This is a genomic window from Paenibacillus sp. FSL R5-0473 (genome assembly GCF_038004565.1).
Taxonomy (GTDB): Bacteria; Bacillota; Bacilli; order Paenibacillales; family Paenibacillaceae; genus Paenibacillus; species Paenibacillus amylolyticus.
On the sequence record NZ_JBBORL010000001.1, the window covers coordinates 5,585,069 to 5,609,682 of the forward strand.

The 24,614-nt window shown below is 49.1% G+C and carries 16 protein-coding genes, 17 tRNA genes and 3 rRNA genes; 3 read left to right on the top strand and 33 right to left on the bottom strand.

The window, feature by feature from the left end:
* Window positions 1-10 precede the first annotated feature (10 nt).
* Window positions 11-544, bottom strand: a complete 534-nt coding sequence (locus MKY28_RS24555) for an MOSC domain-containing protein (protein ID WP_036671934.1) — start codon at window positions 542-544, stop codon at window positions 11-13.
* 257 nt (window positions 545-801) lie between these two features.
* Between MKY28_RS24555 and MKY28_RS24560 the strand changes: the two genes are divergently transcribed.
* The 3 genes from MKY28_RS24560 to MKY28_RS24570 all read left to right on the top strand — a co-directional run bounded on the left by MKY28_RS24560 (window position 802) and on the right by MKY28_RS24570 (window position 2,703).
* Entirely contained in the window at window positions 802-1,167 is a 366-nt protein-coding gene (locus MKY28_RS24560) for a DUF1304 domain-containing protein (RefSeq protein WP_081745883.1), read from the top strand.
* A gap of 76 nt (window positions 1,168-1,243) precedes the next feature.
* A complete protein-coding gene (locus MKY28_RS24565; RefSeq protein ID WP_340937281.1) occupies window positions 1,244-2,083 on the top strand; it encodes a DUF4261 domain-containing protein in 840 nt (279 codons plus the stop codon).
* Between the two features lie 260 nt (window positions 2,084-2,343).
* Window positions 2,344-2,703, top strand: coding sequence for a hypothetical protein (locus MKY28_RS24570; protein WP_076254902.1), 360 nt, complete (start codon window positions 2,344-2,346; stop codon window positions 2,701-2,703).
* 148 nt (window positions 2,704-2,851) lie between these two features.
* Here MKY28_RS24570 and MKY28_RS24575 read toward each other — a convergent pair whose 3' ends face one another.
* From MKY28_RS24575 to MKY28_RS24730, 32 genes are all read right to left on the bottom strand, one after another.
* Entirely contained in the window at window positions 2,852-3,361 is a 510-nt protein-coding gene (locus MKY28_RS24575) for a GNAT family N-acetyltransferase (protein WP_051449808.1), read from the bottom strand.
* The gene (locus tag MKY28_RS24580) at window positions 3,358-3,885 is read right to left on the bottom strand and encodes a hypothetical protein (protein ID WP_340937282.1); all 528 of its coding nucleotides are present in this window, start codon (window positions 3,883-3,885) and stop codon (window positions 3,358-3,360) included. The genes MKY28_RS24575 and MKY28_RS24580 overlap by 4 nt, the downstream gene beginning before the upstream one ends.
* A gap of 329 nt (window positions 3,886-4,214) precedes the next feature.
* Window positions 4,215-5,222 (bottom strand): LacI family DNA-binding transcriptional regulator, encoded by a 1,008-nt coding sequence (locus tag MKY28_RS24585; RefSeq protein ID WP_036607987.1) that lies wholly within the window; start codon window positions 5,220-5,222, stop codon window positions 4,215-4,217.
* A 129-nt stretch (window positions 5,223-5,351) separates the two neighbouring features.
* The gene (iolB, locus tag MKY28_RS24590; RefSeq protein WP_074093115.1) at window positions 5,352-6,158 is read right to left on the bottom strand and encodes a 5-deoxy-glucuronate isomerase; all 807 of its coding nucleotides are present in this window, start codon (window positions 6,156-6,158) and stop codon (window positions 5,352-5,354) included.
* A gap of 111 nt (window positions 6,159-6,269) precedes the next feature.
* Window positions 6,270-7,322 carry an inositol 2-dehydrogenase gene (gene iolG, locus MKY28_RS24595; protein ID WP_340937283.1) on the bottom strand — a complete coding sequence of 351 codons (1,053 nt, stop codon included), beginning with the start codon at window positions 7,320-7,322 and terminating at the stop codon, window positions 6,270-6,272.
* 68 nt (window positions 7,323-7,390) lie between these two features.
* Entirely contained in the window at window positions 7,391-8,866 is a 1,476-nt protein-coding gene (locus MKY28_RS24600; RefSeq protein ID WP_244898267.1) for a CoA-acylating methylmalonate-semialdehyde dehydrogenase, read from the bottom strand.
* Window positions 8,867-8,965: 99 nt separating this feature from the next.
* A complete protein-coding gene (gene iolC, locus MKY28_RS24605; RefSeq protein ID WP_340937284.1) occupies window positions 8,966-9,976 on the bottom strand; it encodes a 5-dehydro-2-deoxygluconokinase in 1,011 nt (336 codons plus the stop codon).
* 198 nt (window positions 9,977-10,174) lie between these two features.
* Window positions 10,175-11,077 carry a myo-inosose-2 dehydratase gene (gene iolE, locus MKY28_RS24610; RefSeq protein WP_340937285.1) on the bottom strand — a complete coding sequence of 301 codons (903 nt, stop codon included), beginning with the start codon at window positions 11,075-11,077 and terminating at the stop codon, window positions 10,175-10,177.
* 53 nt (window positions 11,078-11,130) lie between these two features.
* Window positions 11,131-12,996, bottom strand: coding sequence for a 3D-(3,5/4)-trihydroxycyclohexane-1,2-dione acylhydrolase (decyclizing) (gene iolD, locus MKY28_RS24615; protein WP_340937286.1), 1,866 nt, complete (start codon window positions 12,994-12,996; stop codon window positions 11,131-11,133).
* Window positions 12,997-13,391: 395 nt separating this feature from the next.
* Window positions 13,392-13,462: transfer RNA gene (locus tag MKY28_RS24620), tRNA-Gly, on the bottom strand.
* A gap of 10 nt (window positions 13,463-13,472) precedes the next feature.
* Window positions 13,473-13,546, bottom strand: a tRNA-Pro gene (locus tag MKY28_RS24625).
* Between the two features lie 7 nt (window positions 13,547-13,553).
* Window positions 13,554-13,632: transfer RNA gene (locus MKY28_RS24630), tRNA-Leu, on the bottom strand.
* 17 nt (window positions 13,633-13,649) lie between these two features.
* A tRNA-Arg gene (locus MKY28_RS24635) sits at window positions 13,650-13,726 on the bottom strand.
* Between the two features lie 7 nt (window positions 13,727-13,733).
* Window positions 13,734-13,808 (bottom strand) — tRNA-Gly (locus tag MKY28_RS24640).
* A gap of 10 nt (window positions 13,809-13,818) precedes the next feature.
* Window positions 13,819-13,899, bottom strand: a tRNA-Leu gene (locus tag MKY28_RS24645).
* Window positions 13,900-13,905: 6 nt separating this feature from the next.
* A tRNA-Lys gene (locus tag MKY28_RS24650) sits at window positions 13,906-13,981 on the bottom strand.
* 9 nt (window positions 13,982-13,990) lie between these two features.
* Window positions 13,991-14,076: transfer RNA gene (locus tag MKY28_RS24655), tRNA-Tyr, on the bottom strand.
* Between the two features lie 9 nt (window positions 14,077-14,085).
* Window positions 14,086-14,161, bottom strand: a tRNA-Thr gene (locus MKY28_RS24660).
* A 20-nt stretch (window positions 14,162-14,181) separates the two neighbouring features.
* Window positions 14,182-14,257 (bottom strand) — tRNA-Phe (locus tag MKY28_RS24665).
* A gap of 19 nt (window positions 14,258-14,276) precedes the next feature.
* Window positions 14,277-14,354 (bottom strand) — tRNA-Asp (locus MKY28_RS24670).
* Between the two features lie 27 nt (window positions 14,355-14,381).
* A tRNA-Met gene (locus MKY28_RS24675) sits at window positions 14,382-14,455 on the bottom strand.
* Window positions 14,456-14,472: 17 nt separating this feature from the next.
* Window positions 14,473-14,548, bottom strand: a tRNA-Val gene (locus MKY28_RS24680).
* A 6-nt stretch (window positions 14,549-14,554) separates the two neighbouring features.
* A tRNA-Glu gene (locus MKY28_RS24685) sits at window positions 14,555-14,626 on the bottom strand.
* A gap of 4 nt (window positions 14,627-14,630) precedes the next feature.
* Window positions 14,631-14,706: transfer RNA gene (locus MKY28_RS24690), tRNA-Asn, on the bottom strand.
* Window position 14,707: 1 nt separating this feature from the next.
* A tRNA-Ala gene (locus MKY28_RS24695) sits at window positions 14,708-14,783 on the bottom strand.
* 35 nt (window positions 14,784-14,818) lie between these two features.
* Window positions 14,819-14,892: transfer RNA gene (locus MKY28_RS24700), tRNA-Ile, on the bottom strand.
* A gap of 38 nt (window positions 14,893-14,930) precedes the next feature.
* A 5S ribosomal RNA gene (gene rrf / locus MKY28_RS24705) occupies window positions 14,931-15,047 on the bottom strand.
* Between the two features lie 73 nt (window positions 15,048-15,120).
* A 23S ribosomal RNA gene (locus tag MKY28_RS24710) occupies window positions 15,121-18,046 on the bottom strand.
* A gap of 310 nt (window positions 18,047-18,356) precedes the next feature.
* Window positions 18,357-19,909, bottom strand: a 16S ribosomal RNA gene (locus tag MKY28_RS24715).
* Together the 16S, 23S and 5S rRNA genes with 17 tRNA genes alongside form the textbook arrangement of a ribosomal RNA operon.
* A 632-nt stretch (window positions 19,910-20,541) precedes the next feature.
* Window positions 20,542-21,090, bottom strand: coding sequence for a GNAT family N-acetyltransferase (locus MKY28_RS24720; RefSeq protein WP_340388415.1), 549 nt, complete (start codon window positions 21,088-21,090; stop codon window positions 20,542-20,544).
* A gap of 51 nt (window positions 21,091-21,141) precedes the next feature.
* Window positions 21,142-22,743 carry a response regulator gene (locus MKY28_RS24725; protein ID WP_340937287.1) on the bottom strand — a complete coding sequence of 534 codons (1,602 nt, stop codon included), beginning with the start codon at window positions 22,741-22,743 and terminating at the stop codon, window positions 21,142-21,144.
* Window positions 22,743-24,611, bottom strand: a complete 1,869-nt coding sequence (locus MKY28_RS24730) for a cache domain-containing sensor histidine kinase (RefSeq protein WP_340937288.1) — start codon at window positions 24,609-24,611, stop codon at window positions 22,743-22,745. The genes MKY28_RS24725 and MKY28_RS24730 overlap by 1 nt, the downstream gene beginning before the upstream one ends.
* Window positions 24,612-24,614: the final 3 nt, after the last annotated feature.

A 24,614-nucleotide genomic window follows, 5' to 3' on the forward strand; every position in this document is an offset into this window, starting at 1 on the left:
GTCCTGAAAATCAGGACAGGCGAATGACTTCTATGGTATCCCCCGTATGGATTACACCTTCCCGTTCAACCGAGCATACAATCCCACGTTTTTTGCGAGCCGCAGGCACGAATTTTTTACGCAAACCGTCCTGTTCATAGAATTGTTCAATCATTTTTCCCGGATGTACACAGGGAAGGTTCTCCCCTTCGCATATTAACCCTGTCCCGTTTGGAAATAGGAGCCGCGTTCCAGCAGGCAGTTCCGTCAATCGATCAATGCCACGAACCAGTATATTGGCACCAAGCCACTCTGGACGCACTTCAGGAATGTTCATTTTCTCAGCAATAAGAGCACATTCTTCCTCAGACACAATACTGATCTGGCGGCGATTCGCAATCGGTGTGCCACGCTTGTAGATTTTCTGACGTGAGTCCGCCGGACGAAGCAGACCATAATGACGGTCACCCGGAATTCCTGCAAGCTCAATGTCGATAAAAGGTACAACTCGGGTCACAAATGTGGATGGATCATCAGCCAACATGACGAATTGAACTGTTCCCATAGTAATCTCCTCCCTTTCCTGAGCAATATTACTTCTTTATTGTTCATTATTACCCAATGAATGGATTGTCGACAATCGGCGTATGCTTACCTTTGTAACCCTTTTTTAATTGCAACATCATAACTCAACTGGAAAACGATAAATAATTTTAATAATACGCAATTAAATTGTTACAAATTAAATTTACTCTTTCCGTTCTTGTTGCAAACATTTATACTAGGATGGACAAGTAAATAAATTACATATCAGAAAGCAAGGTGTTTCCTTTGATTAGTATCATTTTTGTAGCTCTTGTAGCTGTCGAACACTTCTATATCATGGTGATGGAGATGTTTATGTGGACTCGTCCACGCACAATGAAAACCTTTAATCTCACGCCGGAATTCGCCAAATCCACCAAATCCCTTGCGGCCAATCAAGGCCTTTACAATGGATTTCTTGCGGCAGGTCTGATCTGGGGACTCGTATATCCGGATGCTGCCGTTGGACAGCATATTCAGATTTTCTTCCTGGCGTGTGTGATTATCGCGGCTCTTTATGGGGGAGCAACTTCTTCACGTTCCATCATTATCAAACAAGGTTTGCCTGCGATCATTGCGTTGTTGCTCGTTCTGTTCCTGTAATTTCTGTCGAATGGTGCATTGCTTCGATTCATGTTAACTCCTTTATGGTAAGGTAGTGAATAGATAGCAGTGTACAATGACCAGAATCGTTCTGGAATTGGAAGGAGAACATGTCATGGGATTGTTTGACAAGCTTCGGCGGCGCAAAAAGGAGAAAGTACCTGCAGGTGGTGCTGTCGAATCAACGAATTACAGTGAAACCATCGTGGGTTTTGTCCTGCTGGAGCGTGACGATTGTGATTTTGACCTCTTCATCAGGAACATGAAGAACGAATGGGATATCGAGATTGAAGAACGTCCAGAGGAGGGCAATCTCTTTTTCGAAGTGAATGGAATGCAAGTGGTGTGTGCCCACATTCCTGCGCCTGTGCCTGACCGTGAAGTTGAGAAGAATGCCAAACTCAACATCCTTTGGCGAGAAGCGGAGCAAGTTACCTCACGGCACCAGTCTCAGATTATTGTCTCTGTTCTGAACGCAACAAATGCTATTGATGGACACGTTCTGTTCACTCAAACAGCGAGTGCCTTATTACAGTTGGATCACGCGCTGGCCATATACATGGCCCCACTTGTTGTTGAAGCCAGTCAATATGTCGAGACTAGCCGTGGGATCAAACATGATGAGTTGCCAGTCTCGCTCTGGATACTCATCGGATTATTCCAAAATGCCGAAGGCGCTTCAGCTTACACTTACGGACTGCGTAACTTTGGAAAAGAAGAGATGGAGATTATGCAATCGTCGGAATCCTTAAGCGATGTATTTGAGATGATGTTCATGACCACAACGTATGTGGTTGAGAACGACGTCACACTACATGACGGGGAAACACTTGGTTTCTCGGCAGAACAAAAGCTGAGCATTTCCCTTTCCAAAGGTGTAGCAACGGAAGGTAACAGTTTGAAGATTGGCTTCTAATTTACGTAGGATTTTCAATTTATCATGTTACAGTTATAGAGGCCGTCTGGAGTTCATTCTCTGGGCGGCTTTTAGCTATTTAACCTTCCTTCCAATGACGATAAGATAACAATCCCTGAATTTAACTTCCCTAGGAATAAGTAGTCCATAAGAACCACTATATTGTGAATTCAGTTTTCATTTTCGCTATAAAAAGGTATAATTAATAGGCTTATAGTCTCATATATTACATATTATTTTATTATCGAGGAGTTGCCTACATGTCTGTTAGACGTTTGGATTCAACTAAACCTATTATTGAAATTATCTGGGAAGGTATTGTTTCTCCTGAACATGTCGAACAAACGAATACAGAAATCCAGAGAATAGCGGAACAATTGGGGAATTCGTTTGATGTGCTAGTAGATATGCGGAACATGAAGGCTTTCCCTCAGGATACCAAAGAAAAAATTGTGGAACACCAGAAATTACTGACACATTGGGGTATGAAACGAGCCAGTGTAGCGGTAGGTGGTGCAATCGCCAAAATGCAATTGAATCGGATTTCCAAAGAATCGGCGCACCAGACTGAATTCCAATGGGAAACGTATGACGAGGCTTTGGCATTTTTGTTGAAATAATATTGAAGTGCTACGGACTTAGTATAATAAGAGAGATACCGATGCTGTACATGGCACACAGAAAGAGGCGTTCCCATGAGGAAACGTCTCTTCTTTTGCAGTTCCACGTGGTTTACTCAGTTTTGCCAGTGATCCGAACGCTCATCATTTAAGATTCAAGTTTACTTACACGCACCATCGTTACTGATGTACCATTTAGGGACTCCTCCACAAATCCTAACCGCTTATATAAGCGAATCGCTTGGTTATCCGGGTCAACACTGAGCGAGACTGCTGCAATTCCCCGCCGTTCAACCTCATCTAATGCGGTCTGAAGCAGTAAGGTACCTACTCCTTTTCCACGTGCATCTTCCGTTACAGCCATCCCCATCTCTGGCGTAGCTGCATTCACATAACCGTATCCCGCATTCTGATCCGTATAGAATCTTAATGTTATTGAACCTAGTCTCTTGCCCTGCTGGTCAACTGCAACATACCCGAAATCCCCTTCTCTTCCCCAGTCTTCAACGTATTTGGACAGTCCGGGAGTATGAATACTTTCGATTGGAAAAGGTTCATCACCTTCTCTTCTATGCAGGGATGCGTATAACATCTCCCACAGAAAGGGGATATCCTGTTCTTCAATAGGGCGTACATAATAGTTGGTTATGATGGTCATGTTTGCTCCTCCTTCAGCTTTTCAAAAAGGCGGTCCATCTCATTCAGATTAAACTCATTGGTAATCTCGTAGTCCTGAAATTTGTCTCTTGTTTTTGCCTCGCTGTAGATTGAGATGGACTTTTCATTATAAAACGTCAGTCCAAATCCATCGGTAAAGCGACCTTCTTTATTAATGGTAAGTCGCCACTCATAGTAATGCGGATTCCTTTCAGAAACGTCGAATTCCCGTACTCTTTTGAGATCAACATCCTTTAATAGCTTCAGCATGTCTCCAATCTCTTTGGGATCTGTAATCGTTATTTCATCATCTTCATTATACGGTTCATTGTCGGAAATTTTCCTAATCGTCAGTCGATCCAATGTATCCAGCATCGTCATATGATCTGTGACCTCTGCTCGAAACGTCGTATGTTTGCTAGGGATATACATAGTGTATTGACCGGAGGTATACATACGCACTGCAATAGCTAAAAAAACAATAATCATGGCGATACCCATAATCATCTTGATTCGTTTAATCATCCCAATCCCCTCTCTAGATCTACATAAAACATATAAATTGGTAATTATTGATATATTCCAGTATAACATCTCACCCCTTCTGTTCCAATGTCATTTCTTATCTCTGGTCCCTCAATTATAATGACGTTTTGGGCTAAACTAAAAATGGAACATTTAAATGAACAAGCCGCGTTCTCCCATAGGTGAACGCGGCTTGTTTGTTACTTTGTTATATTGTTTTATTAGCTATTCAGAACGAGGTAAGACGATAACCCTTATCCCGAGCATGAATATGACATACGTAGACTTGGCCTCACGTCTGTTCAGCGTACGCCGAAAACTATTTGTTTTCAGCTCAATACACGACCTGCTGATTCTCGGATAACCAGCTCAGGCTTCAGCACAATCTTCTGTGGCTCTTTTTGTTCATCCTTTAACTCTTCAATCAACAGATCTACAGCGCGATGTCCCAGTTCTTCAATTGGCTGGGCAACGGTCGTAAGCGGTGGACTGGTCACCGAAGCCAGAATGGTATTATCAAATCCGATAATCGACACATCCTCTGGCACGCGTAGGCCCAGCTCTTTGGCTGCCTGAAGTGCACCGATGGCCTGAATGTCATTACAACAGAACAAACCTGTCGGGTGATCCTTCTCACCGAGCAGCAATAGCGCCTCTTTTTTGGCCGAGCTCAGGTCAGCTGCCGATTCCCGGATCTGATTCGGTTCCAGCGTATGACCTGCCTTAATCAGGGTTTCACGGAATCCACGTACACGTTCCTGACTGCTGCTGACTTTGGACGGTTCCGACAGAACCGCTACACGGGTGTGCCCAAGTTCAAGCAGATGCTCCGCTGCGAGTGCTCCACCGAGAATGTCATCAATGGTGACTGTATGAACCGACAGGGATGGCATATGACGGGCAATCAGAGCAACAGGGATAGACTGCTGCAAGAGGGGTGACAAAATTTCTGCATTATCGATCCCGGTTCCGATCATCATGCCATCTACCCTTTTTTGCTGAAGCAGATTCAGATAACGCTCTACCCGCTCGTCCTTATTATCCGTACTGCAGATGACCACGCTGTAACCCAATTGACGGCTTCGATCCTCCACGGCTCTTGCGAGTTCTGCGAAATACGGGTTTGAGATGTCCGGTACGAGCAGCCCCAATGTATACGTCTGCTTCCCTGTAAGTGCAGCTGCGATCGCACTGGGTTGATAATGAAGGCGTTCCATGATCTCCATAATCTCAGCGCGCCGCTTCTCGCTGATCTTGCCTTTGCCATTAATGACCTGCGAGACGGTTGCAATGGATACACCCGCCTCGCGTGCTATATCGTATATGGTTGCTTTCATTGTTTTTCCCCATTTGTGCTATATATAAATTTCGTTATACATAGATAATTGTTCTCTTCTTCTCATTATGCAGGGGGAAGTCTGCATACGCAACTTGAAGCCAGCACAATGTGCGTAGCATGAACTGTTTTACTTTTTCATCAACCACTCATGGTCAGGATCGTTATGGAATTTCCAGGTCCGGGTTGGTCCAGCCATCACGTTCAGATAGTAGACCTCATACCCCGGAGGAGCGCCTACCGGATGATATCCGTCCGGAACAAGCACCACTTCACCGTTTTTCACTGCTAGCGTCTCGTCCACAGAACGATCGTCCGTGTATATACGCTGAATGGCAAATCCCTGCTCAGGCTGCACACGGAAGTAATACGTTTCTTCCAGCAAAGATTCATCCGGGAGAGCGTCCCGATCATGCTTATGTGGCGGGTAACTGGACCAATGCCCATCTGGCGTGAATACCTCAACAACGAGCAGACTGTCCGCTTCTTTTTGTTCCGGCAAAATATTGTGAATCTGGCGTTCCAGATTGCCATATCCTCGTGCCTCTACCCCTACATCTTCCGGTGCAATGAGACGAGCCGGGTACGTGCCTTTACCGGGTGCAACACATATAGCGATTTCCAGTTCGGTACGTGCTGTGATCTGCACTTGATCGGAAGTTGAGACGTAGACCGAATACGGCGGAATTTTCTCAAAAACACTCATTCTTTTTCCGATATTATCCCATGTGTGCTCCCGGGTACTTACATTGGCGAAACCACTGAGAAGCACCACACAGAGTTCCTGATCACCGCTCTCACGGGTTAGCGTCTCCCCCTCCGCCAGCTTCGCTACCTGAAAGCCAACATATTCCCACCCCGCCGACTCCGGTGTTACGTTTATAAGTGTACCGTCTCCCTCCGGGTTGACCACGGGTTTCACAATACGTTCTGACATCTTGCCATCCACTCCTTTCTGTAGTCGTCCACAACAACCTGATACTTATAAAAAACAAAAACTTGGACCATTCTTACGCTCTATTAGAAAAAAGTGACTTTAATCATCCACCTATGGCGTTGCCGTTTGCGATTCCAGTGACACCCCAGGGACTTCACTCAGCTTCACAGGTCTTCCCCGCTCCATGGACATTTTTGCTGCCAGTGCAATTCGTTCTGCCTGTACTGCATCGTGGCCATCAACGATAACCGGTGTATCATGAATGATTGCATCGATAAAGAGGGCTGTCTCCTGTACATATGCTTCATTGTAGCGTTCCAGGAAAAAGTGTAACGGTTTGTCGCGCATGAGCCCGGCCGCTGTACTGATCTCAGCCGTATTTGGATGATCATTCGCCGCTGCGGCGCTGCCCTTCGAGCCAAATACTTCAACACGCTGATCGTATCCGTATACTGCCTGACGGCTGTTATCAATAACACCAATCGCTCCATTGGCAAAAGTCATCGTTACAATCGCTGTATCCACGTCACCATGTTCCGCAAAAACCGGATTGATCAGCACGTTGCCCTGAGCGTACACTTCTTCCACTTCACTCCCGGACAGATAACGGGCCATGTCAAAATCGTGGATCATCATGTCCATGAAGATCCCGCCAGACACCCGGATATACTCCGCAGGCGGTGGACTCGGGTCGCGAGACGTAATTTTGATAATATGTGGATCACCAATTGTACCATCCTGCACATGCGTACGTATCCGTCTGAAGTTGTGATCAAAGCGGCGGTTAAATCCAATTTGTAGCTTCACGCCAGCCTTCTGAACTGCCGCTACAGCCGCTTGGGTCTGTGCCAGATCCATGCTGACCGGCTTCTCGCAGAAGATATGTTTGCCCGCCTGGGCGGCCTGTTCGATCAGCGGCACATGTGTATCTGTTGAAGAACAGATCAGCACCGCGTCCACATTAGGCATCGAGATCAACTGGCTGCTATCCGTTGTTACCACAGGGATGCCACGGTTGGAGGCCCAAGCCTCCAATTCAGGACCTGCAAACAAGTCACTGATTCCCACAATCTCAGCATGCGGGTTGCGCAGGAGATTGTCTGCATGAATTTTGCCGATCCGTCCAGCACCGATGATGCCAATTCTCACTTTGTCCTTGCCCATTCCGTTATCCTCCCTATGTGCGTCCATATGGGCTAGGCGTTCCCTTAGCCCGAGTGATGCTCTGGTTGTTACCAGCGCGCCGTTACCATCTTCTTGCGAGTGTAGAATTCAACACCATCCGTGCCATTAGCGTGCAGATCACCATAGAAAGACTTTTTCCAACCGGAAAACGGGAAAAATGCCATTGGTGCAGGTACGCCCAGGTTAATACCCAACATGCCCGCATCAATTGTTTCACGGAATTGACGCATACTCGCTCCGCTGCGGGTGAACAGACATGCCCCGTTGGCAAAGTCGGAACGGTTCGCCAGCTCAACGGCTTCCTCCAGCGTAGACACTCTTGCCACCGAGAGTACCGGAGCAAAGATCTCATCCTGCCAAATTTTCATATTGCTATCAACTTGGTCGAATACCGTAGGCCCTACAAAATAACCGGATTCACCTGTCGCCTGGTCCTTACGTCCATCCCTGATCAATGCCGCGCCTTCCTGCTCTCCGGCTTCAATGTAACTGAGTGTGCGCTCTTTATGTGGTCCACGGATGACAGGACCGAGGAACACGCCCTCATCCATGCCGTTACCAATGGTAATGCGGTCTGCCGCTTCCACCAGCTTTTGCACCAGTTCGTCAGCCACATCACCCACAGCCACAACAACCGCACATGCCATGCAACGTTCCCCTGCTGAACCAAAGGCTGCACTGGTAATCTCTTTCACGGTTAGATCGAGATCGGCGTCCGGCATAACGATGGAGTGGTTTTTGGCACCAGCCAGTGCCTGTACCCGTTTGCCATGCTTGGATGCAGTGGTGTAGACGTATTCAGCTACAGGTTGTGATCCGACAAAGGAGATCGCTTGAACATCCTTATGTTCCAGCAACCCGTTCACGACATCATGCGCACCGTGAACGATGTTGAGCACGCCGTCAGGAAGCCCCGCCTCCTTGAACAGCTCTGCCAGGCGGCCTGCCAGCAGCGGTGTACGTTCGGACGGCTTCAGAACAAAGGTGTTACCACACGCAATAGCCAGCGGGAACATCCAGCACGGTACCATCATCGGGAAATTGAATGGGGTAATTCCCCCAATAACACCGATCGGGTAGCGATACATGCCCGACTCCAGCCCTGTAGCGATGTCAGGCAGTTGTTTGCCCATCATCAGATTCGGGGCACCTGCCGCGAACTCGACACATTCAATGCCACGTAATACCTCGCCGTACGCTTCGGCATAACTTTTACCGTTCTCCAGTGTCACCAGGCGAGCGAGCTCTTCCCAATGTTCAACCAGCAACTGCTGGTAGCGGAACAGAATACGTGCACGGCGCGGAACCGGTGTGCTGCTCCAGGATTTGAACGCTTCTTGTGCTGTCTGAACCGCCAGATCCACATCCGCTTGTTCGGACAATGGCACATGTGCAATAACCTCTTCTGTAGCCGGATTCACCACTGGCTCCGTGCGAGTTGACGCTGGGGTTACCCAGGCACCTCCGATCCAGTTTTGTACCATTGTCGCTGTTGCAGACGCTTCAGAAATTCCTTTTCCCATAGCCCTGTCTCCCTTCGCTTATGTGTGATCCCTTATGTTGAACTTATATGATTGATGTTGATCTGTATGAGTGTGTTATTCAAAGTATTGCAACGAGCTTCAAGACACGGTGATCTCGCCCCGATTGCAACGTTCAATGTAGTCATTCACCTGTTCGACCGTTGGCATTGCATCCGAACAGCTGTGGCTTGAAATAACGATACTTGCTGCGCCACTGCCATACGCCATACTGCGCTCAATTGTCCAGCCCTGCATCAATCCATACAGGAACCCAGCCGCATAGGAGTCGCCTGCACCGAACGTTTTTACCACTTTTGCCGGATAGCTGTCAGCGCGGTGGGAAAGCCCTTCACGCGTATAAGCAATGGACCCTTCCTTGCCGTGTTTGATTACAACGATATTCGCTGAGAAATCAAACCATTTCTGCGCAGTCACCTGATCGCTATGATCCGGATTGTAATCGAATGTCTCCATCATGTCGAACTCTTCACGTGTGCCGAGGATGATATCGCATTTCTCGGCTGCAAGGTTGTAATAGACCGCTGTCTCTTCATCTGATGTCCATGTGTATGGGCGATAGTCCAGATCAAACACAATAACTGTGCCATGTTTTTTTGCATACGTTAGTGCCTGTAATACGGCTTCACGGGATGGGCTCTTCGCGAGGGCTGTGCCTGAGATTAACAGCACTTTGGAGTCAGCAATCAACTGCTCTTGTACCTCTTGCGCCTGTAATAACAGATCAGCTACATTGTCCCGGTACATCAGGATACTGCAATCCGTTGGGCTTTTGATTTCGGTAAAAGCAAGCCCTGTCACCGCTCCAGTGTCATCTGTAACTACATTTGATGTGTCGATGCCGTTCTTCTCCAAATAACTCTGGATGAATCTGCCCATCTGGTCACCCGCGATCTTACCGATAAAAGCCGTCTCCATACCCAGTCTGGACATGCCAATCGTAATATTGGCCGGAGAGCCGCCAACATACTTCGTGAACGTCATCGTCTCTTCCATCGGGCGATTGATCTCATTGGCGTTCAAGTCGATGCACAAGCGACCAATGGCGGTGAAATCCTTCTTCCTGGATACCGGAAAGGATACGTAAGTCATTGCATGTGAGCCCCTTTCTGTAGTGGGATTTTCCATGTTGTATATGGATATCTAGACTAGTTACTCATTCCATCGTAAGAACTCGTAAACGGCTAGAGTAAGTCAGTTTTATTTTCCAATCGTAACGTTATACTCTTGCTGGCCTTCTTCCTTTTCACTTCATGGGTTTGGCCTCTGACCGCTGCAATGCTGAACAAATCAGCTGTGTTTGTATAAGGACTCCATATAGTTCAAGGAGCGTTTGGCATACTCGTACGGGTTATGAATCGCAGGGTCCTGCTCTCCTTCAAGCATCGCCCAGCCATCGTACCCTCGTGTGATCAGTTCTTGCAGAATTGGTGCAAAATCAATGCATCCATCTCCTGGTACGGTGAACACTCCTCTACGAATACAACCGACAAAGTCAGACTGCTCCGCGCGTGCTTCATCCAGCACATGCGGGCGGATATCTTTCAGATGGATATAGGCGATCCGATCATAATGTTTGCGTAGCAGTTCAAGTGGATCGGCTCCGCCATAATAGGCATGACCAGTATCATAGAGCAGGTACACGAGAGAAGGGTCTGTCAGCTCCATCAGTCGATCAATCTCATCCGGTTGCTCTACCACTGTGCCTCCATGATGATGGTACGTAAGCTTCAACCCATGTTCGCGGGCAATAGCTCCTGCTTCGTTCAATCCTTCAGCGAGGATATGCCATTCAGATTCGCTCAGTCTGAGCACTTCTTTTTCATTCGGTGTCCGTCTTGGATCAAAATGAAGTGACCCGCCTACCTCTGCCGTACTGATTACCTTACTGCCCATGGATTGGAGAAATTCCACATGTTTGCGATAACTGTCCAGCTCCGACTGACGATATGCCGGGTCGGAGAAAAGTACGGATTTCCACTGGGAGACCAGCTTGATATTCCTTTTACTTAATTCCTCACGCAATATAGCGGGATCGGTTGGATACTTACGTCCCATCTCTGTGCCTGTCAGCCCAAGACGCTGAATGTCATCCAGAATCTGTGCACACGTTGTCGCATCACCATGCTCCTTCACATCTTCACCGACCCAATTGATCGGATGAATCCCAAGCTGGAATGGCAGCTTGCTCATTGCCCCACGTCTCCTTTGTCGTTCAACATTGTGATTCACTATATTAAACCGGATTAAATCGGTCTTGCTTTGGCACGGTTGGCTTTCATGGTGTGATGAGCATGAACTACCTTTTCTTCGGCAGATACCTCAGGTACACCCACATTCCACCATGACTCGTATCCACCTGCGTTGGTTCCAGGCACGACCGGAATCTCAATCAACGTACTTACTGTTTCGTTCTTCGCATCTCGGAGTGCTTGTTCCAGCTGTTCTGCCGTTTCCGCTCTATAGGATTTGGCTCCCATGCTTCGGGCGTGAGCTGCAAAGTCCATTGGCATGTAATCCCCGGTCAGTCGTCCACTCTCGGATTCCCGATAACGGAACTCATTGCCGAACCCGTCACTACCATGTTCCCGCTGCAAATTATGAATACATTGGAATCCATTGTTGTTGAATAAGAGGACAGTCATCTTCTTCTGTTCCTGCAAACTGGTCACAAACTCCGAATGCAGCATCAGATAACTACCATCCCCTACCATGGCGTACACTTCACGATCCGGCTCGGCAAGTGCTGCTCCGAACGCTCCACTTACCTCGTACCCCATACAGGAGAACCCATACTCCATGTGATACGTCTTTGGTTCAGCCGCACGCCACAGACGATGCAGATCGCCTGGCAGACTGCCCGCCGCACACACTATGACGGAGGATGGATCAATGGTTCGGTTAACGATGCCAACTGCTGTAGTCTGTGCCAGTCCTGCTTCATGTTGAGCTGCATACAGACGATCCACTTCTGCATTCCACTCAGCGCGGAGATCAGCGATTTCGGATGCACCATATGCACTGCGGTATTGTCTTTCCTGCAATTCCTTTTGCAAAGCCTGCAACCCTTCGCGTGCATCTGCCAAAATGGCTTCCCCACCTAACTTGGCGGCATCCATGCCATTCAGGTTAATGTTGATGAATGAAGCTTCCGGATGTTGAAAAGCAGAGCGGGACGCCGTCGTGAAATCCGAGAACCGCGTACCGACGCCGATCACAACGTCTGTTTCTCTCGCCAGCCTATTGGCTGCTAGAGAACCTGTAACCCCGATGGCCCCCACATTTAGTGGGTGGTCCCAAGAAACTGCGCTCTTGCCCGCCTGCGTCTCGGCGATCGGAATACCAAATGCCTCGGCGAATTCCACGAGCTGGGCGGACGCCTCAGAATACAACACACCGCCGCCTGCAACGAGCAGCGGCTTTCTGCCTCGGGCAATCTGCTCCGTTGCCCGTTCAATGGCTGCCTGTACTGGGGGGCGACGATCCAGATAATGTACTTTGCGGGCAAAGAAAGATTCCGGGTAATCGTACGCTTCTGCCTGCACATCCTGCGGCAATGCGAGCGTTACTGCTCCCGTCTCTGCTGGATCGGTTAGCACACGCATCGCCTGTGTAACAGCAATCATCAACTGTTCGGGACGAACAATGCGATCCCAGTATTTACTGACGGCTTTGAATGGATCAGTGGCTGAGATTGTATAATCACTGCTCACTTCCAACTGCTGAAGTACCGGGTCCGGTTCCCGTGTAGCAAAGTTGTCTCCAGGAAGCAATAAAACCGGAATTCGGTTCACCGTTGCAGTAGCTGCCGCCGTAATCATATTCAAAGCACCAGGTCCAATGGATGTAGTACATGCATAGATCTGTCTACGGTTTTTCTGCTTGGCATAAGCCGCTGCCGTATGCACCATGCCTTGTTCGTTCTTGCCTTGCATATACGTCAGGCTTCCCGGACTGCGCTCCAGCGCTTCTCCAATGCCTGTTACATTGCCATGTCCAAAAATACCGATGATTCCCTTCACAAACTTGGTTTCCACCCCGTCAACCGAGATATATTGCTGATCCAGGTATCGAAGCAGTGCCTGAGCCATCGTTAGTCGAATTGTTTTCATGAGTTTGATCGCCGTCCTTTCCTTTATGGGTTAAGCGCTTAATCTACGTTAAGTTTAAGCGCCTTACCCCTAAAGGTTAAGCGCTTAATTGATATGGTATTACAGGTTAATGATTTACGCAAGCTATTTTTGTAAGCGTTTTTATAAATTGTGATAAAGAAAAGATATTCTTGTGTTCGAACATGTGTTAGACCTTCTCTATTTGAACACTTCCACAATGACTAAGGACAGACTTAAAAGAGAGGGGAATATATCGTGAGGATGGGATACATGTTGGTACATGCTAATCAGCTATATAATCCATGATCTTCGTATACAATCATGGTCAATATGCCTGTGAATGCAGAAAAAAAGAAAGAGACGGTGAGTACCGTCTCTTTCTTTTTCAATATATAAGCGGGTGATGGGAATCGAACCCACGCTATTAGCTTGGAAGGCTAAAGTTCTACCATTGAACTACACCCGCATAACAACAATCGGGATGACACGATTTGAACATGCGACCCCCTGGTCCCAAACCAGGTGCTCTACCAAGCTGAGCTACATCCCGTTATCTATACCGGCGAGAGGACTCGAACCTCCACGGTTTCCCACTCGATTTTGAGTCGAGCGCGTCTGCCATTCCGCCACGCCGGCAAAATATGAAGTTATAATGGCGCGCCCTGAGAGATTCGAACTCCCGGCCTTTTGATTCGTAGTCAAACGCTCTATCCAGCTGAGCTAAGGGCGCAAAATATTGGAGCGGAAGACGGGAATCGAACCCGCGACCCTCGCCTTGGCAAGGCGATGCTCTACCGCTGAGCCACTTCCGCAAATAAAGGATGCGCGTGGAGGGACTTGAACCCCCACGTCAAAGACGCTAGATCCTAAGTCTAGTGCGTCTGCCAATTCCGCCACACGCGCATATAATGGTGAGTCATGAAGGGCTCGAACCTTCGACACCCTGATTAAAAGTCAGGTGCTCTACCAACTGAGCTAATGACTCATAGAAAACTGGTGGAGGATGATGGATTCGAACCACCGAACCCGTACGGGAGCAGATTTACAGTCTGATGCGTTTGGCCGCTTCGCTAATCCTCCAGGATTACATGGTGCCGGCGAGAGGACTTGAACCCCCAACCTACTGATTACAAGTCAGTTGCTCTACCAGTTGAGCTACACCGGCGTATTACATGGTGTTATAAATGGTGGCTCGGGACGGAATCGAACCGCCGACACGAGGATTTTCAGTCCTCTGCTCTACCGACTGAGCTACCGAGCCTTACTACATTAAAAAAAAATGGCGGAACCGACGGGATTCGAACCCGCGATCTCCTGCGTGACAGGCAGGCATGTTAGGCCAACTACACCACGGTTCCAGATCACTTTCTCAAAGGAAAGTATAATTGCGGGGGCAGGATTTGAACCTGCGGCCTTCGGGTTATGAGCCCGACGAGCTACCGGGCTGCTCCACCCCGCGTCGTTATAAAGTTTATATGGTGGAGGCTGAGGGGATCGAACCCCCGACCCTCTGCTTGTAAGGCAGATGCTCTCCCAGCTGAGCTAAGCCTCCATATTATGACCCGTAGGGGATTCGAACCCCTGTTACCTCCGTGAAAGGGAGGTGTCTTAACCCCTTGACCAACGGGCCTTACTGGCTCCCCGAACAGGGCTCGAACCTGTGACAACTCGATTAACAGTCGAGTGCTCTACCAACTGAGCTATCAGGGAATGGTGGAGCCAAGCGGGATCGAACCGCTGACCTCCTGCTTGCAAGGCAGGCGCTCTCCCAGCTGAGCTATGGCCCCATACTCTGGTGTATTTCATTGTTGTGGTCTTGCTATGGGCCCTGGTGGACTCGAACCACCGGCCTCACCCTTATCAGAGGTGCGCTCTAACCAACTGAGCTAAGGGCCCTTATCAATTTTCGAAAAAAAATACCCCAATGGGGTTTCGCTTGGCGGCGTCCTACTCTCCCAGGACCCTGCGGTCCAAGTACCATCGGCGCTAGAGGGCTTAACGGTCGTGTTCGGGATGGGTACGTGTGGAACCCCTCCGCCATCGCCACCAAACGCATAGCTTACATTCAGAGATCGTTCTCTGAAAACTAGATTCGAAACGAAACACGCGAATTACAACTTGCTATTGGATAAGCCCTCGACCGATTAGTACTGGTCAGCTCCATGCATTGCTGCACTTCCACCCCCAGCCTATCTACCTCGTCGTCTTCAAGGGGTCTTACATACTGGGAAATCTCATCTTGAGGGGGGCTTCACGCTTAGATGCTTTCAGCGTTTATCCCGTCCGTACATAGCTACCCAGCGGTGCTCCTGGCGGAACAACTGGTACACCAGCGGTACGTCCATCCCGGTCCTCTCGTACTAAGGACAGCTCCTCTCAAATTTCCTACGCCCACGACAGATAGGGACCGAACTGTCTCACGACGTTCTGAACCCAGCTCGCGTACCGCTTTAATGGGCGAACAGCCCAACCCTTGGGACCTACTTCAGCCCCAGGATGCGATGAGCCGACATCGAGGTGCCAAACCTCCCCGTCGATGTGGACTCTTGGGGGAGATAAGCCTGTTATCCCCAGGGTAGCTTTTATCCGTTGAGCGATGGCCCTTCCATGCGGTACCACCGGATCACTAAGCCCGACTTTCGTCCCTGCTCGACTTGTAGGTCTCGCAGTCAAGCTCCCTTATGCCTTTGCACTCTTCGAATGATTTCCAACCATTCTGAGGGAACCTTTGGGCGCCTCCGTTACTCTTTAGGAGGCGACCGCCCCAGTCAAACTGCCCACCTGACACTGTCCCCGCACCGGATTACGGTACCAGGTTAGAACCTAGATACGATCAGGGTGGTATCCCAACGTTGCCTCCATGCAAGCTGGCGCTCACACTTCAAAGGCTCCCACCTATCCTGTACAGATCGTACCCAAATTCAATATCAAGCTGCAGTAAAGCTCCATGGGGTCTTTCCGTCTTGTCGCGGGTAACCTGCATCTTCACAGGTATTAAAATTTCACCGGATCTCTCGTTGAGACAGCGCCCAAGTCGTTACGCCATTCGTGCGGGTCAGAATTTACCTGACAAGGAATTTCGCTACCTTAGGACCGTTATAGTTACGGCCGCCGTTTACTGGGGCTTCGGTTCACAGCTTCGGATTGCTCCTAACCACTCCCCTTAACCTTCCAGCACCGGGCAGGCGTCAGCCCGTATACTTCGCCTTACGGCTTCGCACAGACCTGTGTTTTTGCTAAACAGTCGCTTGGGCCTTTTCACTGCGGCCCCCTCGTGCTATTCACACTACCGGGGCACCCCTTCTCCCGAAGTTACGGGGTCATTTTGCCGAGTTCCTTAACGAGAGTTCTTCCGCGCGCCTTAGAATACTCTTCTCGCCTACCTGTGTCGGTTTGCGGTACGGGCACCATCACCTGGCTAGAGGCTTTTCTTGGCAGTGTGAGATCATGACCTTCGCTACTATAATTTTCGCTCCCCATCACAGCTCAGCCTTACAATGTGCGGATTTGCCTACACATCAGCCTCACTGCTTAGACGGACATCCATCAGTCCGCGTCACTACCCTACTGCGTCCCCCCATTGCTCATAACGGCTTACGGTGGTACAGGAATTTCGACCTGTTGTCCTTCGACTACGCCTTTCGGCCTCGCCTTAGGTCCCGACTTACCCTGAGCGGACGAGCCTTCCTCAGGAACCCTTAGGCTTTCGGCGGATCAGATTCTCACTGATCTTTTCGTTACTCATACCGGCATTCTCACTTGTATAATGTCCAGCGCTCCTTACGGTACACCTTCAACCCTTATACAACGCTCCCCTACCCCTGATGCAAAGCATCAAGCCATAGCTTCGGTGGTGTGTTTAGCCCCGTTACATTTTCGGCGCAGAGTCACTCGACCAGTGAGCTATTACGCACTCTTTCAATGGTGGCTGCTTCTAAGCCAACATCCTGGTTGTCTGTGCAACTCCACATCCTTTCCCACTTAACACACACTTGGGGACCTTAGCTGATGGTCTGGGCTGTTTCCCTTTTGACAATGGATCTTAGCACTCACTGTCTGACTCCCGGAAGTAAGTCTATGGCATTCGGAGTTTGACTGAGCTTGGTAACCCTTGCGGGCCCCGCACCCAATCAGTGCTCTACCTCCACGACTCTGTTTTCCGAGGCTAGCCCTAAAGCTATTTCGGGGAGAACCAGCTATCTCCGAGTTCGATTGGAATTTCTCCGCTACCCCCACCTCATCCCCGCATTTTTCAACATGCGTGGGTTCGGGCCTCCAGTGCGTGTTACCGCACCTTCACCCTGGACAGGGGTAGATCACCCGGTTTCGGGTCTACGTCCACGTACTCATTCGCCCTATTCAGACTCGCTTTCGCTGCGGCTCCGGCTCTTCACCTTAACCTTGCACGGGAACGTAACTCGCCGGTTCATTCTACAAAAGGCACGCCATCACCCCTAAAACGGGCTCTGACTTTTTGTAAGCACACGGTTTCAGGTTCTATTTCACTCCCCTTCCGGGGTGCTTTTCACCTTTCCCTCACGGTACTGCTTCACTATCGGTCGCTAGGAAGTATTTAGCCTTGGCAGATGGTCCTGCCGGATTCATACGGGGTTTCACGTGCCCCGCACTACTCGGGATCCGTCTCGGAGGGAACAGACTTTCAACTACAGGGCTTTTACCTTCTTTGGCGGGCCTTTCCAGACCTCTTCGCTTAACCGGTTCCTTTGTAACTCCATGTGAGACGTCCCACAACCCCAAAGAGCAAGCTCTCTGGTTTGGGCTTCTCCGCGTTCGCTCGCCGCTACTGACGGAATCACTATTGTTTTCTCTTCCTCAGGGTACTTAGATGTTTCAGTTCCCCTGGTATGCCTCTACACAACCTATGTATTCAGTTGTGAGTAACTGGAAATTACCCCAGCTGGGTTTCCCCATTCGGACACCCCCGGATCAAAGCTTGCTTACAGCTCCCCGAGGCAGTTTCGTTGTTCGCCACGTCCTTCATCGGCTCCTAGCGCCTAGGCATCCTCCGTGTGCTCTTAGTAGCTTAACCATTTTGTTCCGGTTTCGGTCGCTCGCTTCCCTTGTTTTGCTTGCGCAAAGCCAAAAGTCGCTCTCACCCGATACCATCACAAAAGCAATTTGACTACCGTTTTTATTGAAACTTGTTTGCACAAGTTCAGCTAAAAAGGAATGTTCTAATTCGCGTTTGTTTCGTTTCGATATCTAGTTTTCAAAGAACAAGCTCCATGCAAAAGCAAGCTGTTTGAGAGTTTGAGCTCTCAAAACTGAGCAACGAGTGAGTGTTTTGCAGCTAAGCTGCATATTTGAATGTTTCCGTTGCAGGAAACGATTCTCCATAGAAAGGAGGTGATCCAGCCGCACCTTCCGATACGGCTACCTTGTTACGACTTCACCCCAATCATCTATCCCACCTTCGGCGGCTGGCTCCTTGCGGTTACCCCACCGACTTCGGGTGTTATAAACTCTCGTGGTGTGACGGGCGGTGTGTACAAGACCCGGGAACGTATTCACCGCGGCATGCTGATCCGCGATTACTAGCAATTCCGACTTCATGCAGGCGAGTTGCAGCCTGCAATCCGAACTGAGACCGGCTTTGTTGGGATTGGCTCCATCTCGCGATTTCGCAGCCCGTTGTACCGGCCATTGTAGTACGTGTGTAGCCCAGGTCATAAGGGGCATGATGATTTGACGTCATCCCCACCTTCCTCCGGTTTGTCACCGGCAGTCTATCTAGAGTGCCCATCCGAAATGCTGGCAACTAAATATAAGGGTTGCGCTCGTTGCGGGACTTAACCCAACATCTCACGACACGAGCTGACGACAACCATGCACCACCTGTCTCCTCTGTCCCGAAGGAAAGATACATCTCTGCATCGATCAGAGGGATGTCAAGACCTGGTAAGGTTCTTCGCGTTGCTTCGAATTAAACCACATACTCCACTGCTTGTGCGGGTCCCCGTCAATTCCTTTGAGTTTCAGTCTTGCGACCGTACTCCCCAGGCGGAGTGCTTAATGTGTTAACTTCGGCACCAAGGGTATCGAAACCCCTAACACCTAGCACTCATCGTTTACGGCGTGGACTACCAGGGTATCTAATCCTGTTTGCTCCCCACGCTTTCGCGCCTCAGCGTCAGTTACAGCCCAGAGAGTCGCCTTCGCCACTGGTGTTCCTCCACATATCTACGCATTTCACCGCTACACGTGGAATTCCACTCTCCTCTTCTGCACTCAAGTCACCCAGTTTCCAGTGCGATCCGGGGTTGAGCCCCGGGATTAAACACCAGACTTAAATGACCGCCTGCGCGCGCTTTACGCCCAATAATTCCGGACAACGCTTGCCCCCTACGTATTACCGCGGCTGCTGGCACGTAGTTAGCCGGGGCTTTCTTCTCAGGTACCGTCACCTTGAGAGCAGTTACTCTCCCAAGCGTTCTTCCCTGGCAACAGAGCTTTACGATCCGAAAACCTTCATCACTCACGCGGCATTGCTCCGTCAGGCTTTCGCCCATTGCGGAAGATTCCCTACTGCTGCCTCCCGTAGGAGTCTGGGCCGTGTCTCAGTCCCAGTGTGGCCGATCACCCTCTCAGGTCGGCTACGCATCGTCGCCTTGGTGAGCCGTTACCTCACCAACTAGCTAATGCGCCGCAGGCCCATCCCCAAGTGACAGATTGCTCCGTCTTTCCAGTTTCCTTCAGGCGAAGAAAACAATTATTCGGTATTAGCTACCGTTTCCGGTAGTTGTCCCAAACTTGAGGGCAGGTTGCCTACGTGTTACTCACCCGTCCGCCGCTAACCATCAGAGAAGCAAGCTTCTCTTCAAGTCCGCTCGACTTGCATGTATTAGGCATGCCGCCAGCGTTCGTCCTGAGCCAGGATCAAACTCTCCAATAAAGTATTGAAAAGAGCGATAAGCTCATTTTGAATCTGACGAGATTAAAAATCTCAATTGTGCTCCAGCCGATTCAAGCCAAGGCTTATCTCAAACTTTCGCGTTCATTCTGCAAGCAGAATGTTTACTCACTCGTTGTTCAGTTTTCAAAGATCAAACTCGTTTTCGTTACCGAGCGTTGTTCTCCTCAGCAACTTTTATATCATAACACTTCCGAACCAACTTAGCAAGCTCTTTTTTTAAGTTTCTTTCGAAGCTTATTTGTTTTGCCTGCGGCACTTTGTTTCTCGTGTTTTTTTGGCCGGAAATAGAATATATCATATACACAACACAATTACTACTTGTAAAATATCCCATCTGAAAACTTATTATATATTTGATTCAATCTCTTCATAATCTCTTTTTCCAATGGCAATATCCCCTTACTATATCCTATATACACTCACCGGTCTAATCTATCTCAATAATAGGTTGTGAATAGACTCATTCAACATCATTACATTCGTTCTATAAGATAAGAAACATAATACATCTTCTCAATAACACTGCTATCTATTATGTCGGTATCAAATCTAATAATTAAACTCCATAAGCTGTGGGCTTATATAGATTCTGCTTTTCACTTTTTATACCATTATAAGTCTCTGAACCTGCCCATCACTATCGTGTCGTAATACTGTCCATCCGCATGTCTACGATCCTTTTTCAAAATACCTTCGATCTCGAAGCCACTCTTTTGGTATAACTCGATTGCCTTTTCATTGGATGCCAGCACGTTCAACGTCATCTTCTCTACACCAGTCTGGTCTGCCCATTCTATCGACTTCTCTAACAAGTTCTTGCCAATCCCATGCCCCCAGAACTCTCTGGCTACACACACGCCGAACTCAACTTTATGGCAAAAGCGCTTCAGCTCTGTACCTTCACATCGGGAGTATCCCACAATCTCACCCGCTACTACAGCAACAAGGAACAGATTCCGTGACTTCTCAGTGTCCAAATGGATGATCCGCCTAAACCCGGCTGCGTCGATATACGCCTCGCCCTCTTCACGATCCATGTTCTCGGTTTCCCCATCGATTTGTACACGTAGTGAAGACAAGGCCTCAGCATCCTTTTCCTCTGCCGATCTAATGGAGTAAGATAAGCCTTTAATGTAATATTCCTGCTGATCGATCATCATAAGAACCATACCTCCTCTTCCACTTTATTTAATTACTATACCTGTATCGCTCTACCCCACCTCAGACGGACTCTTGCCCGTAAGCATTTTGAACACCTGGCTAAAATACGTCGCATTACGGAACCCCGTCATCTCGCTCACCTCATATACCATGTAATGTCCCGACTGCAACAGTTCCAACGCCCTCTGAATCCGGTACCCGTTCAAATAACTCACGAAATTCTCACCGGTCACCCTTTTGAACAGTTGACTCAGATACTTCGGATGTACGAACAGCCCCTTGGCGATCGCTTCAAAACTAATCTCTTCGGCGTAATGAAGCTCTACATACTGTTTCACCTGCTCGATAAGTTTATTGCTTTTCTTCTCGCCCATCTCCTTACGTATCTGTTCCAGCCAGTCGCAGATAATACGATCCATCCAGTTTACCAAATCATGCAACGCATATTTCGATTGAATTTCACGCAAAAAATCACTCATCGCCAGCGGCGGCGCTAACATAGGATGAAGTCGGTTCCAGCTATGCATCAACGTGTCAAACAGACTAACGGCCACAACCTGTACATCCTGTATCCCAACACATTTCCCCTCTTTCAGCAAAAGGCAAATATGATGCCATACCTCTTCGGCCAGGTCAGGTCGAATATCCGCCCAAGCCTCATTCCATTGACGAAGCAATAATGAATAATCGGTCACACTTGGTTCTGTTTCCTCTGATGTTTCATAGTGGTAGATACGACTTCCACCTTGGAACTCTGCTGTTTCCACCGCTTCCCTGCTCTCGAGATAGGAATCTATCACCTCACATGGGTGACTTTTGGATCTTCCGATTCCAGCACTCACTTCAATTTTCAGATACGTAAAGATCTGATCGATCATCCTCTCCACGAGTGGCAGGCATTCCTCCAGATGATCTTTATCTCCTAATAGAAGCAACACAAATACCTGATCCGAATAATCAACAATCTCTAACTGACCATTCATGCGCGCCGCTTGCTCCTTCACCGTCTCCTGAATAATATCGGCTGCACCATAACGGAGAAGCTGCCAATCCCGTTCTTTCATTCGTGTCAAAAATACGGGGCGATTCAGTTGCAGACTAATGGCGCGTGTCTGTGAGGACATATGAATGCCTATATAGTCCATGCGTTCTTTGGGCAGCTCGTCTGCCCGATATCGCGTAGTCAGCAGTTCGTGAAGAAATTGTTTGCGCAAATACGGAAGTACCCGTCCAACCTCCTGCTTGTACGTCTGCTCCAGTCGCTCATGCCGCTCTCGCACATCTTGTTCCAGTAGCACCTCCCGCAGCACAGACTCAATCTCCTCAACCTCTGCCGGCTTCAGCAAAAAGTGATTCACCCCCCAGCGCATGGCTGCCCGGGCGTTCTCGAATTCGTCATATCCACTAAGAATGATGATCGGCAAGTGGGGATGATCACGTCGCAACGTCTGTGTGATCTCAAGCCCGGTCATCCCCGGCAGGTAGACGTCAGTCATAACGACATCTGGATGCATGCGGTGAAACAGCTCCAGCGCATCCAAGCCATTGGAAGCAGTGCCTGCAATGCTGAGGCCCAGAGAAGGCCAATCGATATGATCCGTTAATGCCTTTACAATATGAGGATCGTCATCAACAAGCATAATGGTCTTCATCATTTTTCACCGTCCAGCCATAGATTTAATTGCTCGTCGGTCTCAATACGCGGCAGCGTAATGGTCACTTCCACGCCACCTGACTCTCTATCGCTCAGTTGAACACCATACCTCTTCCCACAATAAAGCTGAATGCGCTGATGTACATTCCGTACGCCGATGCCACACGTCTCTTCGAGTTTCCACCCCTCCGGCAAACCCCGCCCATTATCCGTGATACGAATGACGATATCCTCATGCGGGCCAACTTCTTCGTGCATATGCACATGAATTCGAAGTGTGCCTTCTTCAGGGTGCCCGTGCATAACGGCATTTTCGATGAAGGGCTGCAAAATGATCTTGGGAATGTAACAACCGCGAATATGCGGATCGATCTGCTCCTGATATTGAATGGAGAACGGCAGCCGCTCTGACTGGATGTTAACGTAGCAACGGGCATGTTCCAACTCATCACGAACCCGTATAAACAGTCTCCCTCCACTCAGTCCGATCCGTAACAGCTTACTTAGTTGTACAATCATGCGACTGATATCCTTGGCTTCGTAATCAAGTGCGCGCCAGTGGATCATGTCGAGGGTATTGTATAAAAAATGGGGTTTGATCTGGGCCTCAAGTAACCCCGTCTGGGCTTCACGCTTGGCCCGGCTCTCATCCTTCACCTGTTCCATCAGCGTCGTGAGCTGTGAAGCCATGTGATTAAAGCCATAAGCCAAATGGGCATATTCCTCCGTAAACGAAAGTTGGACCCGGGTATCGAAGTCCCCTTTCTCCAGTTGTCTCATTCGCTTGATTAATTGTCGCAAAGGTCGGATGATCTGCCTTACAAACAGGTACGCCAACACAGCCGAGCATAATAGTCCCAGCACGGCGATGCCAAGGATCTGCCAGCCTGCTTGTCTGAGCGGAGATAACAGTGTATATACCGGAATAGTCTGTACGAGGCGCCACTGAAGCATCGCTGGTCTGGAGTACAGCACCAATTGAGCACCTCCAGGTTGGCCGGAAACTACTTCGTACCCGTCTGCACCATGCTGGACATGTTCCTGAATCCATGCACTATCTATAATAGAAGAAGATGAATTTACAGCTTCACCCGTTTCCTGTACTGTACTCGCTTCATTTCTTCGATCCGCTCGTTCATTCTCCCCTGTTGGATCAACTCTCCCCATCTGCATTACGACATTACCAGCCGTATCTACCAACAGGACTTTTCCATCAAGCACCATGGGTACATCAGCAAACCTGCGTACGATGTCGGCTCTACTCAGTCGAATGAGCACATAGGCAACCGTCCCACCACGACTGTCGAAAATCCGTTGGGCGTATCCGACCAGGGATTGGCCAGATTCGTTCTCACGCAGCGGAACCCAAGCCGCATCAGCCTTTTCCAGCGTAGCAAACCAAGAGTCGTGTGCGATGGTGTCCACCGGAAATATGCGATCAGCCATAGTCACTGTCACTTCATTAAAGGCATCCGTATACAGTTCGATGGAAGTGATGCCTTCACTCACGACCATGGTATGATCCAGAATTCGAGAGACCTCTCTCCGCTGGTGAATCTGTGCAAGCCTGCCCGTATCAGCCGTTTCGAGCAGACTGGACAGTTCCCGATTGCTTGCCAAGGCATAGGAAGTTCCGGTTACCCCTGTGATGAAATCAAATCCCCGACGTGTGCTTTCGTTCAGAAGAGCCAGGCGTGCTTTGCTAATCTCGGCAAAGGTGACTGCTGAGAAAGACTGATATGCCAGCCAGACCACAACCGAGACGAGCAGGAGGTTAAACGCAATAAAGCAAGTCACCATCAACGTGGAGAGCTTGCTTTGTTGCAGCTTTTGATTAATAAATGAAGACCATCTTCCTTTCCTCATGGA